This is a genomic window from Photobacterium lutimaris, from assembly GCF_003025555.1.
Lineage (GTDB): Bacteria > Pseudomonadota > Gammaproteobacteria > Enterobacterales > Vibrionaceae > Photobacterium > Photobacterium lutimaris.
Window position 1 is genome coordinate 318,426 of sequence record NZ_PYMH01000002.1, and the last position, 12,944, is coordinate 331,369.

General features: G+C 46.1%; 10 protein-coding genes. 6 read left to right on the forward strand and 4 right to left on the reverse strand.

Features of this window, described 5'->3' with window-relative positions:
- Window positions 1-56: 56 nt before the first annotated feature.
- From C9I99_RS07010 to C9I99_RS07025, 4 genes are read right to left on the reverse strand one after another with little or no spacing between them, the layout of a single operon-like run.
- The gene (locus tag C9I99_RS07010; RefSeq protein WP_107348155.1) at window positions 57-974 is read right to left on the reverse strand and encodes an SLAC1 family transporter; all 918 of its coding nucleotides are present in this window, start codon (window positions 972-974) and stop codon (window positions 57-59) included.
- A 5-nt stretch (window positions 975-979) separates the two neighbouring features.
- Complete coding sequence (gene nagE / locus C9I99_RS07015; RefSeq protein WP_166645393.1) at window positions 980-2,434, reverse strand: N-acetylglucosamine-specific PTS transporter subunit IIBC; 1,455 nt, start codon at window positions 2,432-2,434, stop codon at window positions 980-982.
- A 5-nt stretch (window positions 2,435-2,439) separates the two neighbouring features.
- Window positions 2,440-3,204, reverse strand: coding sequence for a ChbG/HpnK family deacetylase (locus C9I99_RS07020; protein WP_107348157.1), 765 nt, complete (start codon window positions 3,202-3,204; stop codon window positions 2,440-2,442).
- Window positions 3,205-3,206: 2 nt separating this feature from the next.
- Window positions 3,207-4,544 carry a 6-phospho-beta-glucosidase gene (locus C9I99_RS07025; RefSeq protein WP_107348158.1) on the reverse strand — a complete coding sequence of 446 codons (1,338 nt, stop codon included), beginning with the start codon at window positions 4,542-4,544 and terminating at the stop codon, window positions 3,207-3,209.
- A 114-nt stretch (window positions 4,545-4,658) separates the two neighbouring features.
- Between C9I99_RS07025 and C9I99_RS07030 the strand changes: the two genes are divergently transcribed.
- The 6 genes from C9I99_RS07030 (at window position 4,659) to C9I99_RS07055 (ending at window position 12,923) form a co-directional block, all read left to right on the forward strand.
- On the forward strand, window positions 4,659-5,543 hold the full coding sequence (locus C9I99_RS07030; RefSeq protein ID WP_107348159.1) for a LysR substrate-binding domain-containing protein: 885 nt from the start codon (window positions 4,659-4,661) through the stop codon (window positions 5,541-5,543).
- A 129-nt stretch (window positions 5,544-5,672) separates the two neighbouring features.
- A complete protein-coding gene (locus C9I99_RS07035) occupies window positions 5,673-6,296 on the forward strand; it encodes a thioredoxin domain-containing protein (protein WP_107348160.1) in 624 nt (207 codons plus the stop codon).
- A gap of 537 nt (window positions 6,297-6,833) precedes the next feature.
- Complete coding sequence (locus C9I99_RS07040; RefSeq protein WP_107348161.1) at window positions 6,834-7,928, forward strand: porin; 1,095 nt, start codon at window positions 6,834-6,836, stop codon at window positions 7,926-7,928.
- Between the two features lie 525 nt (window positions 7,929-8,453).
- On the forward strand, window positions 8,454-10,604 hold the full coding sequence (locus tag C9I99_RS07045; protein ID WP_107348162.1) for an adenosylcobalamin-dependent ribonucleoside-diphosphate reductase: 2,151 nt from the start codon (window positions 8,454-8,456) through the stop codon (window positions 10,602-10,604).
- Between the two features lie 18 nt (window positions 10,605-10,622).
- Window positions 10,623-11,315, forward strand: coding sequence for a TSCPD domain-containing protein (locus C9I99_RS07050; RefSeq protein ID WP_107348163.1), 693 nt, complete (start codon window positions 10,623-10,625; stop codon window positions 11,313-11,315).
- 345 nt (window positions 11,316-11,660) lie between these two features.
- Window positions 11,661-12,923 carry an NADH:flavin oxidoreductase/NADH oxidase family protein gene (locus tag C9I99_RS07055; protein ID WP_107348530.1) on the forward strand — a complete coding sequence of 421 codons (1,263 nt, stop codon included), beginning with the start codon at window positions 11,661-11,663 and terminating at the stop codon, window positions 12,921-12,923.
- Window positions 12,924-12,944: the final 21 nt, after the last annotated feature.

A 12,944-nucleotide genomic window follows, 5' to 3' on the forward strand; every position in this document is an offset into this window, starting at 1 on the left:
ATGGTTTTCCAGCATGGCTTTATCGCCATGCCCTAATAATTGGTGATAATAAATATTTACTGCGGCAATAAGAGGCGCTTTCGGTTTAATACCGTTCTTGTAATAACATTCAGCAAAATTAAAAATGTCATTGCCAATAGGCAATGTCCAATCCAAAGTGAAGCACCTGTTAATTGAATATACTGGTATGTTGCTGTTGTGAATGCCGCCATCGGAAAAGTAAAAGCCCAAAAGGCCAAACTAAAGTTGGTCTCAATGATTTTTCTTATATTGAGCAATAGTGCTATCGATGCGATAACTGCCCAGAGATAGTAGCCCACACTTACAGCCGATAATCTAATCGCGTAGGTTTGCTGCCCCAAGAAAAACATTGATGGCGTCGCCATCATAATAAAATAGGTCGGATATAAGGGTTTGGCGATAAATGATTTTTTGATTAATCGCGACAATAATGCCAGATAAACCCCTCCGCCAACCAACATACCCACTAAAAACATAAAGTAGCCGAATCCTTTAAACCATTCGGGAACAAAGATAGAGCAGACTACATTTGCCAATGGCGGGATCAAAAATGTTGGATTAAAGGTTATCAGCAGGTTTTCGTAGCTATATACCCAGCGAGTAAGGATGAAAATAAACAGCGGAACTTGAATTACCGCGCCAAGCATCCAAAGAGCTGGGCTGTTAAACAGCCCAGAAAGCAAGAATAGAGAAATCGTACCGCATGATAGGAAATTGCGACTTACCATGTTCGCCATTTCATCAAAATATTGCGTCGGTTTTTTCCTATACCTTGCGAATAAACTCAAAGTAAAGATCAGCAGCATGACGATGGCACCTACCGCTACCGCAGTAACGGTAGGTGCGAGAGCGTTGATCCCAGAAGCTTTAGCTGCGGTAGCCAGTCCAGCAACACCCATTACTGATGACATCAGAGTGACCGGTAATCGAAGAAACGTGTTACTAGACATCATCTACCTTATGCTTTTTTCATTAGCAGGCTGATAGACTCAGCTTGGGTGCCAACAATAATCTGCAAGTTCTTCTCACCCACGTGGACGATGCCAAGCGAGCCCAGCGCCTTGATTTTGTTGTCACATACCAGCGACTTGTCTTTCACAGAAAGTCGCAGACGTGTGATACAGGCATTGATTTCCGTTAGGTTATCTTTACCACCAAGCGCCTCAACATAGGCATTAGCAAGCTCGCCCATATCAGAGATTGGCGTAGCTTCAGTCTGCAGCTCCGACTCGTCTTCACGGCCCAATGTTTTTAGGTTGAACTTGAGAATCGCAAAGCGGAATGTGACAAAGTAAATCAAACCGAACACCAAGCCCTGCGGTACCAGCATATACCAGCTGGTTGCCAGTGGGTTTTGCGCTTGAAGCACCAGGTCAACCAGGCCGGCAGAAAATCCGAAGCCGGAAATCCACTCCATCGACGACGCGATGTACAGCGACAGACCCATCAAGAATGCATGTAAAGCAAATAGCATCGGTGCGGTGAACATGAACGCAAACTCAAGCGGCTCACTAACACCGGTAAAGAAAGAGGCAAAAGACGCCGCGATAACCAGTGAAGCAACACGGGTTTTATTCTTTTTGTGGGCCGTGACGTACATTGCCAGACCAGCAGCAGGTAGACCGAACATCAGTACCGGGAAGAAGCCCGCCATGTAACGCCCCGTCACACCCGGTTGCGCCGAACCTTCAGCAATAGATTGGGCACCACCCAGGAAGGTTGGCATGTCGTTGATACCGGCTACGTCATACCAAAAAACAGGGTTCAACGCGTGGTGAAGACCGGTTGGGATAAGCAATCGGTTGAAGAAGCCAAATAGGCCTGCACCGATGGAGTCTTGCGCATACATCCAAGCGCCGAAGTTGGTCATACCTGAGAACATGCCGTTCCAGATTTCCATCAATACACCGGCGATAACGATACCGGCTACAGCCGACAGGATAGGTACCAGTCGTTTACCGCTGAAAAATGACAGTGCCTTGGGCAGTTGCGTCTCAGAGAATCGGTTATAGATAGCGGCGACCACAACACCAACGATAATCGCTACAAACTGATTATCAACTTTATTAAATGCAGCAGGAATATCAGCGATATCCATACCTTTGATCATGGCCATTGTTGACGGGTCAAGCAGCGCCATCACCACCAGCCAACAAACCAAACCTGACAATGCCGCCGCGCCATCACGGTCCTTCGACATACCGAAAGCAATACCGACAGCAAACAGAATTGGAATATTCTTGAGAATTGCACCGCCGGATTTTATTAAGAAGGCCGCGATTTGGCTATCATGGCCCCAGCTTACTGGGTCAACCCAGTAACCAATACCCATTAAGATCGCCGCTGCAGGTAGGGCTGCAATCGGGATCATCAAGGCTTGTCCAACTTTTTGTAAATAGCCAAAAACGTTGATTTTCATTATTTGATTCCTTTGAAATCGATAAGTTCTATTTCTTGCGCCTGCAACCAGCTTTTGATTTCGTCTGATAAGAGGACGCTCAGTTCATGTTCACGTTGTGTCGTATAAGACGATAAGCTGGCAAGCTCATCGCCTGAATAGCCCGGGTGGGCCATAATTTCTACGGTAGTCTCGTTGTCGCTACCTTTTAATTCGAGAATGGTATCTTTCAAGCCTTTTATATTTGCGCGCTCACCGTAAAATTGAGCACTGAACTTATCTGTTGTTTTGACAGCAAGCGCTTGTATATCCTCGATATAATAATCAGCTCTGCGAGATGCCAGCCCCACTTCGTTGGCAAACTTAATAAAGCCATCTCTTAAATTGGGTAAAAACGCGGCAAAATGATGAGAATCGAAATGATCAATATCGACACCGTAAGACTTTGCATTCAGATATTGATTCATTGCCTCGATATAAACGTGCTCTGCATTAATTTTATCGGCATTGTCTGTCAGGTATTTACGGCTGTGAAACTCACCGTTGCTATCAACCAGACTGCTAATTTCTTCCGGTTCAGAGACTGGCTTACCCAATGTCAAATTAACGTGCAGACCGATACTTTCTAACTTGTGTGTGTGGATTAGATCAATCGCATCGGCCGTGCCAAGCTGATTCACCATCAGGGTCGTCGATGTCACGACCCCGTTATTCATGGCTTCGACAATGGCAGCATTAACCCCTTTGGTTAAACCAAAGTCATCGGCATTAATGATCAGTTTCATGTTTACCCCTGTAAAATCTCGAAGTTTTCAGGTTTAAATTGCGGTAACTGGTGGGCATTTTGGATTAGCGTATCTTTGAGTGCGCGTTCTAGCTTCACGCCCGTCCCGACAATCGGGTTGATCGTAAGGGCACGCAGGCCGGTTTCGACATCGCCTTTCATCGCCGATTCGATAGTCAGCCTTTCAAACGTCTTCATGCTCTGAAGCAGGCGAAGCGTGTCTTCTGGGAACGCCGCGACGCTGAGTGGATGTGCACCCGACGAGCGGATAATCGCGCTGACTTCAACCGCACAATCATCCGGCAGGCCGCTGATTGCCCCCTTGTTCATTGTGTTGACATGCATGATCTCGCCGGTGTTGTTGTAGATGGCATTCATTATTTTGCATGCCGACTCTGAATAATACTGGCCACCACGGAGCTCAAGCTCTTTGGGCTTCTCGTTCAGGTTTTCGTCTTTATAAACATCGAACAGTTTTTCTTCGATCTGTTTAACGACATCGGCGCGGTTTACCGCTTTGCTGTTTTTGGCAATTTCCTTTTCGAGGATATCTTCGCTCGCGTAGTAGTAACGCAGGTACGAGCAAGGCAGCATGTTCATATTCTTCAGCAGGGCTTTTGACCAGCTGAACTGTGCGATATTTTGAGGGCGCATCTTGTCGTTGCCCGCCAGCACTTCGTCGATCACAAACTGCATTTTGTCTTGGTTTTTATGGATAATTTGACGGGCCCAGACCAGATGGTTCAAACCAGCAATTTGCATAAAGAAGTCTTCACTGTCGGCATCCAGCAATTCCATTGCACCGCGCTCCATATTGACCGGTACATTACACAGGCCGATAGTTTTGGTGGTGCTGTTGCGCAAAATAGCCTCGGTCACCATGCCCGATGGATTGGTGAAGTTAAGCAGCCATGCATCTGGGCAAAGCTCTTCCATTTCGTAAGCAATATCTAGCGCCACAGGAATAGTACGGCAGGCGTTGGCATAACCAACAATCCCATTGGTTTCCTGGGCAATCATGCCATGCTCGGCAGCAATGCGTTCATCGCGGATACGGCTTTCCAGACAACCGGCTCTAAATTGCGAACACACAAAATCCGCATCTTTCAGCGCATCGGCGCGATTGGCCGTCAGGTGGATCTGCATCTTGCTACCGACTTTGTCCGCCATACGCTTGGTCAGACCGTAGATAATTTCCGCTTTCCACCAGCTCTCTTCGATATCGACCAGCCACAACTCGCCGATTGGCATCGTTTCAACGCGCTTTAGCAGACCTTCTACCAATTCAGGTGTGTAACTTGAGCCTGCGCCGATTACGGCAACTTTCAATAACTTTTGCATGTTTGATTACCATCTAGTGATTACATGCATTAGTTTTTCAGATGCTTAGGTGGTTAACAAATCATAAAAAGTACGGTATAAATTAATACAGTTAATCCATAGAAGCCTAAGACTATGCTCCGAACCAGTGCCAATCACAATAATATTTACCTTTTCTTAGCCACTGCTGAGACGCTAAGTTTTACCGAGGCTGGACAAAAATTCGGTATAACTCAAGGGGCTGTGAGCTATCGGATAAAACAACTTGAAGATGAAATCGGTTGTAAACTCTTCATCCGGCAGGTCAGGCGTATCGCATTGACACCCGAGGGAAAGCAGCTTTACGATGCCGTTAGCCAGTCTTATGAAGTCATCGACAATGTGATCTCTGACCTGAAAGATCCAACGCCATCAGGTGAATTGCGTATCGGTGCCTCCCCGTCATTTTCATCGCGTGTGCTTATCCCCGCTCTACCTAGATTTCTCGAACAATATCCGCAGATGAATATTCGCGTGGTCACCTCGAGTATTTCGCAAACATTTAATGATGAATCGATGGATGTCGCGATAGTTTACGCCGATAGAATCAGTGAGTTTCATACTGAGCCGGTGATACGCGAGAGCATCGTTCCAATCTGCAGTCCAGCCTATGCCCGTAAGCACAACCTGTTTTCTGGAAACAAAACCTTGTCCGGCCTGACCCTGATAGACAATGTCAATTCGTCGAACTGGTTGCAATGGCTTAACGACGGCGAGTACATCGCTACCCACAACAACCGGTTCCTCGTCGATGACTTCCACAGTACCCTATCTGCAGCGACCTCGGGTATCGGCTTGGCAATTGGCCGCTGGAGCTTGGTCAAAGATCTTATTCATTCGGGTGAACTCGTCGCTCCTTATCAGGCCGTGCTGACAAACAAGCACTATTGGCTGGTGTCGGTTAAGGGAATGGAGCACCGGGCAAGCTACAAGCTTTTCTCAAGCTGGGTAAATAACGACGTGTTCGGAAAGAAAACATAATCCGATAATGAAACAGAAGTAGGAAGCACAATATTTTCGTTCAAGAAACGAGAAAATTGATTCTTGTTAGCGATCTAACCTTCTTTTTCATCCATACTTACTGTTTTAAAACTAAATACAATTATCAGTATGAATACGCTAACTAAAATTGTTGCTTCTACCCTCTTCTTTCTTGTAGTCCTTACCGGATGTAGTGAAAGTGAAACACCTAAAGAAGGGGTGAAATACACCGTTGTCCAAACCCCAAGTGAAGACGTTGCCGATGTTGTGGAAGTGTTTTCCCTGGGTTGTGGTCACTGTCGTAACATGGAATTGATGCTGCCAGAAATCAAAAAACTGGCTGACGTCGATATCGATCAGGTACACGTCACGTTTAACGAGAGTGCCCAGTACGCCGCTTACCTTTACTACACAGCAGCAATCCAGAGCAATGGCAAACCATCACCTGAGTTAAAGGAAGCCTTGTTTGGCTTCGTCCAAGAACTCGCTGCCAATTTGGATGAAGAAGGACGCAAGAATAAGTTGGATGAAATCTTCAGCCAATATAATCTTGTGAGTCCTTTTGATCTTAATGACGAACAAAAAGAACACGTATACCAACAGATGACCAATGCCAACCAACTTGAGCAGAATGCACAAATTACGTCTGTGCCAGCTTTCTTGGTAAAAGGAAAATACCTGGTCCAAAGCGCGGCTCACGACAGCTTGGAAGATTTAGCAAATACCATCCGTTTCCTGTCTGAAAAACAGTAATAGTGAAATATTGACGCTTATTCAAATGGGTTAGCCTGATGGCTAGCCCGCTATTTTATAACGCCAAGGATGATCCTACCGCCCCCTTACACTGTCACGCTTCCATTCTCCCCCATTAAGTTTCTATACCATCACCGCATTATTACTGCTCTCATAAAATTGGTCTCAGCCCCGCGTCTCTCGTGCCCATTGCCATTCAAAGCAAATATTTCTTACCAACTATTCACTCAATATCACTTAAATCGCCCAAACAATCATCGATATCAATAGCAAAAATATCTAAAACTCAATCTCTAAAAAAATTACTTTATCGCCACGTTCTCGTATTTACATTCTGGCGCTATAGCAAAGCATCGCCACATGTAAAAGTTGTAAAAAAACGAAATCTAAAACCATTAAAATCATAAACTTAAGTATAAAAGTTTCTATATCCCCACCCATTAAGATCATTTCACTATTACTACATAGAACTAAGTAATAAAAAGTAAAACAAGCACTGACAAAGTGCGACACACTATTAAAATTAGGAATTATGAAATGAACAAAAAGCTGATTGCCCTCGCAGTGGCAGCCGCGGCAGCATCATCGTCTGTACATGCATTGGAAGTTTATAATGATGGCACTAACACTTTCTCAGTAGGTGGTCGTTTGGCGGCAAGTGCTCGCTTCTCTGATGGTGACTCTGAGCTTCGTAACCAATCATCTCGTATTAACTTCGGTTATACTCATGCGCTAGAAAGTGGCTGGGATATCGGTACCCGTGCCGAATGGGCATACGATGCACTGGCAAACAGTTCGGAAGGCAGTCATATTTCAAACCGCCTTGGCTACATCACCGCAGATAATGAAGATTTTGGTCACTTCACTCTTGGTAAAGCGTGGTCAGTTCACTACGATGTAACCGGTAAAACTGACCGGTTCTGGATCTATGGTGGTAATACAGCAGGTAACTACGACGGTATCTCTGGTGACGGTGGTGTTCACGGCACTGGTCGTGCGGACGATGTCATCCAATACCGTAACAACTTCTATGGCGTTCAGATTGGTCTTCAATACCAATTCCAAGATTCAAACCTAAAACGCAACAATGACGGTAATGTTATTGGTGGCTACGACCGAGATTACGGTTACCAGGCAATGGCTGGCTATGACGTCGATACGGGCATGGGTATTCTTGGCCTGAGCGGTGTTTATGGCGAAACGAAATTCGATGACCGCGAAGATGCCAAAGTGGCCAACGCCGTTATCTCTTACGAGTACAATGGCCTGAATCTTGCTGCCAACTACGGTGAGTTCCGTAATCACCAGAGCGAAACGTCAAATGACGCATTCAAAAAATCTAATTTCAGCAGCAGCAGTGTGACTGCCGGTGGCATGCTAAGATCAGCAACGGGTGTCGAACTATTCGCTTCATATGATATCAACCAATTCCAAATTCTTGGTGGATACAACCAACTTGAAGACGATAACTCAAAAGCAAAATTTGCATACGCTACCCTAGGTGCAGCCTATTTCACCGGCCCGATCGTCCTCGCTGCGGAATACAAAATTGATACTAGCAGCAAAACGGATACCGGCGCAGATGCCAAGCTAGAAAACGAACTTGGCTTGCTAGTACGTTACAACTTCTAAGCGACTCAATTTAATGTACTAAACTCGCAATACTGTGTTCATTCTGTCGAATTAATTTGACAACATTGGAGCATCTGACGGTGCTCCTTCTTTATTCAAGCGTACTCTGCGCTTACAGTGAAACACTCCCCTCCTGCGTTTATTGTCAAACCGCTAGAACGAACCATAATTTTACTGTGACATCGCGTTTTGCTATATGCGAATCCCCCCAAAGGTTATCTTTAAAATCAACATACTAGCGAGCTTATATTGATGGAAAAATGAGCCCCGTCGAGCGACTCGATCACATTTCATCAATCTTGTTTACAACCAATCCATCTATCAACAAGGCTGGTATTAACGATTGGTTACAAAGGCCACTAATCGGCTTGTCAAGACTTGAAGATCTGCTGGGTTAGTGGTTTGATCTCCGCCTTGCTGAGTTTCACCCTTCACGCTCAACAGGGTGAGTAAGCTATATAGGATTGTATATTTCAGTTCATAGCAAGCAGCAACACAACAAAATAACAGTAAGGTGCATTCATAATGGCGAAATCCCCAACCGCTTCGGAAGTCTCTCAAGCCGTCGATATCGAGTACCAATCCACTTCAATGGAAATTTGGGACAGTAAATATCGTTTGAAATCAAAGCACGGAGAAGCTATTGATGTCACGCTTGATGATACTTTCAAACGCGTTGCCCGCGCATTGGCAGATCTAGAAAAAGATGACGCTAGAGATCATTGGTATAACGAATTTCTTTGGGCACTCCGTAACGGGGCAATTCCTGCTGGACGTATCACTTCTAATGCAGGCGCATTCGAACACAAACCTGCAACGTCTACCATTAACTGTACTGTCTCTGGCACCATTGAAGACTCAATGGATGATATTCTGGGTAAAGTACATGAAGCCGGCCTAACCCTAAAAGCGGGCTGCGGTATCGGTTACGACTTTTCTACCCTACGTCCACGCGGTGCTTTTGTCTCTGGCGCTGGCGCATACACATCTGGCCCACTTTCTTTCATGGATATCTATGACAAGATGTGTTTCACCGTCTCTTCGGCCGGCGGTCGCCGCGGTGCACAAATGGGCACTATGGACATCCGCCACCCGGATGTTATCGAATTTATTCGTGCCAAACGAGAAGATGGTCGCCTACGCCAATTCAACCTGTCACTGCTGATCAACGAAGAATTCATTGAAGCCGTTAAGAACGATGCACCTTGGCAACTTATTTTCCCAATCACGGCAAAAGAAGCGAAGCAAGACAAGCTAGACCTTGATAACGACGACAGTATCGTTTGGGCTGACTGGCCAAGCAAAGAAAACTTGGTTGAAGATGCAGAAGGCCGTGTAGCATGTAAAATCTACCGTACGCTTCCCGCTCGTAACCTGTGGAATGTCATTATGACCTCCACGTACGACTATGCTGAACCCGGCTTTATTCTGATTGATAAAGTAAACCAGATGAACAACAACTGGTTCTGTGAGGAAATCCGTGCAACTAACCCGTGTGGTGAGCAACCACTACCGCCTTACGGTGCTTGCTTACTAGGCTCAGTTAACCTTACTAAGTTTGTTCGTGAACCGTTTACTGATAATGCCCACTTCGACTGGGATGCCTACCGCAAGGTTGTCGCTATCTTTACCCGCATGCTAGATAACGTGGTAGAGATCAACCAACTTCCACTTGAGAAGCAACGACACGAGATCACCAGCAAGCGCCGTCACGGCATGGGCTTCCTGGGCCTGGGTTCGACCACGACCATGCTCAAGCACAAATACGGTAGCGCCGCTTCTGTTGCCTTTACCGAGCAAGTTGCACAAGAAATGGCGATCACGGGCTGGAAAGAAGGCTTGAAGCTCGGCAAAGAAAAAGGGGTAGCGCCAGTGATGGACGAAGCGTTCGAGATCACAGCCAAGATGCTACGCCTACGCCCTGAGATGGCAAAAGATGGCATTAAAGTCGGTGATAAAGTGAAAGGTAAAGTCCTTCACGCCAAGTACAGCCGCTACATGCAGCAGGTTGGTGAGATCGAGCCTAAGCTGATTGACGATCTCGTCAAGCACGGCTGTCGTTTCACCCACCACAGCTCAATTGCACCGACGGGCACTATCTCCCTGTCTCTGGCCAACAACGCCAGTAACGGCATTGAACCAAGCTTTGCACATCACTACACCCGTAACGTGATTGTACCGGGTAAGAAGAGCAAAGAAAGCGTCAATGTATACAGCTTCGAGCTGTTGGCATACCGCAAGCTGATCAACAAAAAAGCGATGCCATACAGTACCGATGAAGCATGTCAGCTTCCTGAGTACTTTATTACAGCTGATGACATTACGCCAAGCCAGCACGTAGAAGTGCAAGCCGCCGCTCAGCGCTGGATTGACTCGTCGATCTCAAAGACGGCAAACGTACCGACCGACTTCCCGTTTGAAGACTTCAAAGACATCTACATGGATGCCTATGACAAGGGCTTGAAAGGCTGCACGACTTTCCGCTTCAACCCCGAAGTTTTCCAAGGTGTATTGGTGAAAGAGCAAGATCTCGAAAACACCACCTATGTCTTCACCCTAGAAGATGGCTCGACGTTTGAAGCCAAGGGCAATGAAGAGATTGAATACGACGGCGAAACGCATTCCGCAGCAAACCTTTATGATGCCTTGAAAGAAGGCTACTACGGTAAATTTTAAGGTACAGGTTAGAGACAAATGACAAAGAAAATCGACGGCAAAATTGTCGCCTTTAAAGTAAAGAGCAAAGAATCAGACGTACCTCAAGCCGCACCTGCTGTGCCTGAATATGAAGTACAGCACATGCATGAAGATATGCAGCGCCCAGAAAAATTGCTCGGCACGACGTATAAGCTGAAAACACCTGAGCATATCTCAGAGCACTCACTGTTTATAACTGTTAATGATGTCGTGCTTAATGAAGGCACCGAACATGAAGTGCGCCGCCCGTTCGAAGTCTTCATCAACTCCAAGAGCCAGGAGCACTTCCAGTGGATTGTTGCGTTAACCCGCATCATGTCAGCAGTATTCCGCAAGGGGGGTGACTGTACCTTCTTGGTAGAAGAGCTGCGTTCTGTATTTGACCCTCGTGGTGGTTACTGGAACAAGGGCAAGTATGTGCCTTCTTTGATTGCTGAAATTGGTAATGTGATCGAACAGCACCTAACTGAAATTGGCATGCTGGGCAAGCCAGAAGTTGACGTACACCAACAAGCATTCCTTGATGCCAAGAAAGCCGAACTCGTAGGCAAGAAAGAAGATGTGGCTGACGAAGAATCTAGTAGCTTCCCGCCAAGCGCGACACTTTGTTATAAGTGCCACAACAAGTCCGTCATCGTCAAAGATGGCTGCCAGACTTGCTTAAACTGCGGCGATTCCAAGTGTGGCTAAGGATTAATAAAGCCCAATAAGATCGGTTGAGCGATCCTCACAATATTAGAAATCCGAGTGTACCAATTCACTCGGATTTTTTTATGCTCGCTAAATAAGGCTATGTGCATAAAACTTAGTCATAAAAGTTGATTTAACGACCAAACAGTCGGAAATAATGACGTCCACTTCAAACTGTTCACCATTGCCGGCTCACAGGGTTGCTATTGGCTATCACAATGAGATCTTACCAGTATCTATCATCTTTCTAGGATGCTATAAAAGTACGATCGTTCTTATTTTATACCCTATGACGACACACCCAACAAGGAAATACTGATGGCGCATACTGAGTTACAACAAGGCATGGAAACATTCACCACGCCATCACTTGATACCCCTTTCACACTGACGAATGGTACAACAATTAAAAATCGCCTGTTCAAATCGGCGATGAGTGAACAGTTAGGTGACACTCGCCATAACCCTCGAACGGGTTTGGTGACCCTATACCGCCGCTGGGCACAGGGTGGAATTGGGCTGTCGATAACCGGAAATATTATGGTTGATCGTGATGCGCTCGGTGAGCCGAAGAATGTCGTCTTGGATGAACAAAGTGACTTAACTATCTTCAAGCAATGGGCTGAGGCAGGCAAACAAAACGGCGCTCACATCTGGCCTCAACTCAACCATCCAGGCAAGCAAATCCCCAGCTTTTTGTCCAAAGAGCCGGTAGCCCCATCCGCAATTTCTTTATCAAGAGGACTTGAGAAAGGTTTCAATACACCTAGAGCACTAACCGAAGATGAAATTCTAGTCATCATCAATAAATTTGCCACTAGCGCTCAATTAGCCAAAGAGGCTGGCTTTACTGGGGTACAAATTCACGGTGCCCATGGTTATTTGGTGAGCCAGTTCTTATCTCCTCGACATAACCAACGCGATGACCAATGGGGCGGTACTCTCGAAAATCGTATGCGTTTTGTTCTCGAGGTTTACAAGGCAATTCGTGAACAGGTGGGCAATGACTTCCCTATTGGTATCAAACTAAACAGTGCCGATTTTATGAAAGGCGGTTTTTCTGAAGAAGACTCCATGCAGGTTGTGCAGTCATTAGCTGACGCTGGTATTGATTTGATTGAAATCTCAGGTGGTACCTATGAAAGCCCTTCTATGATGGGCAGTAAAAAAGGTACTAAAGCAGACAGCAAAGTTAAAGAGAGTACGATTAAGCGTGAAGCCTATTTCCTTGAATACATGGAAAAAGTGCGCAAACTGGTTAAGACACCGTTAGTGGTCACCGGCGGTTTCCGAAGCGCGCCAGCCATGACAGAAGCCCTTGAGAGCGGAGCGACAGACTTTATCGGTTTGGCTCGAACAACGGCTGTCGATGCCGAGTTCCCCAATAAACTGTTGGCGGACAATCAATACAGTATGCCGCTTACCAATCCGACAACAGGTAACAAAGCCATGGATAGCTTAGGCATGCTCAGTATTACTTGGTATGAGCAACAATTGTGGCGTATGGCAAAAGGGGGCGATCCTAAACCCAATTTGAATGCTTGGGTCGTTGTCTTCAAGACGTTGGCAAGCGCCGGTATATACGCCTTTAGAAAGCGCCGAGCTTAAGACATTATTGAAAAAGCAACA

What these genes read in the sequence shown, in the direction of transcription:
- C9I99_RS07050 (WP_107348163.1), top strand. Translation starts at nt 10,623, where the DNA reads ATGACAAAGAAAATCGACGGCAAAATTGTCGCCTTTAAAGTAAAGAGC.
- C9I99_RS07025 (WP_107348158.1), bottom strand. Translation starts at nt 4,544, where the DNA reads ATGCAAAAGTTATTGAAAGTTGCCGTAATCGGCGCAGGCTCAAGTTAC.
- C9I99_RS07045 (WP_107348162.1), top strand. Translation starts at nt 8,454, where the DNA reads ATGGCGAAATCCCCAACCGCTTCGGAAGTCTCTCAAGCCGTCGATATC.
- C9I99_RS07020 (WP_107348157.1), bottom strand. Translation starts at nt 3,204, where the DNA reads ATGAAACTGATCATTAATGCCGATGACTTTGGTTTAACCAAAGGGGTT.
- C9I99_RS07035 (WP_107348160.1), top strand. Translation starts at nt 5,673, where the DNA reads ATGAATACGCTAACTAAAATTGTTGCTTCTACCCTCTTCTTTCTTGTA.
- C9I99_RS07010 (WP_107348155.1), bottom strand. Translation starts at nt 974, where the DNA reads ATGATGTCTAGTAACACGTTTCTTCGATTACCGGTCACTCTGATGTCA.
- C9I99_RS07040 (WP_107348161.1), top strand. Translation starts at nt 6,834, where the DNA reads ATGAACAAAAAGCTGATTGCCCTCGCAGTGGCAGCCGCGGCAGCATCA.
- C9I99_RS07055 (WP_107348530.1), top strand. Translation starts at nt 11,661, where the DNA reads ATGGAAACATTCACCACGCCATCACTTGATACCCCTTTCACACTGACG.
- C9I99_RS07030 (WP_107348159.1), top strand. Translation starts at nt 4,659, where the DNA reads ATGCTCCGAACCAGTGCCAATCACAATAATATTTACCTTTTCTTAGCC.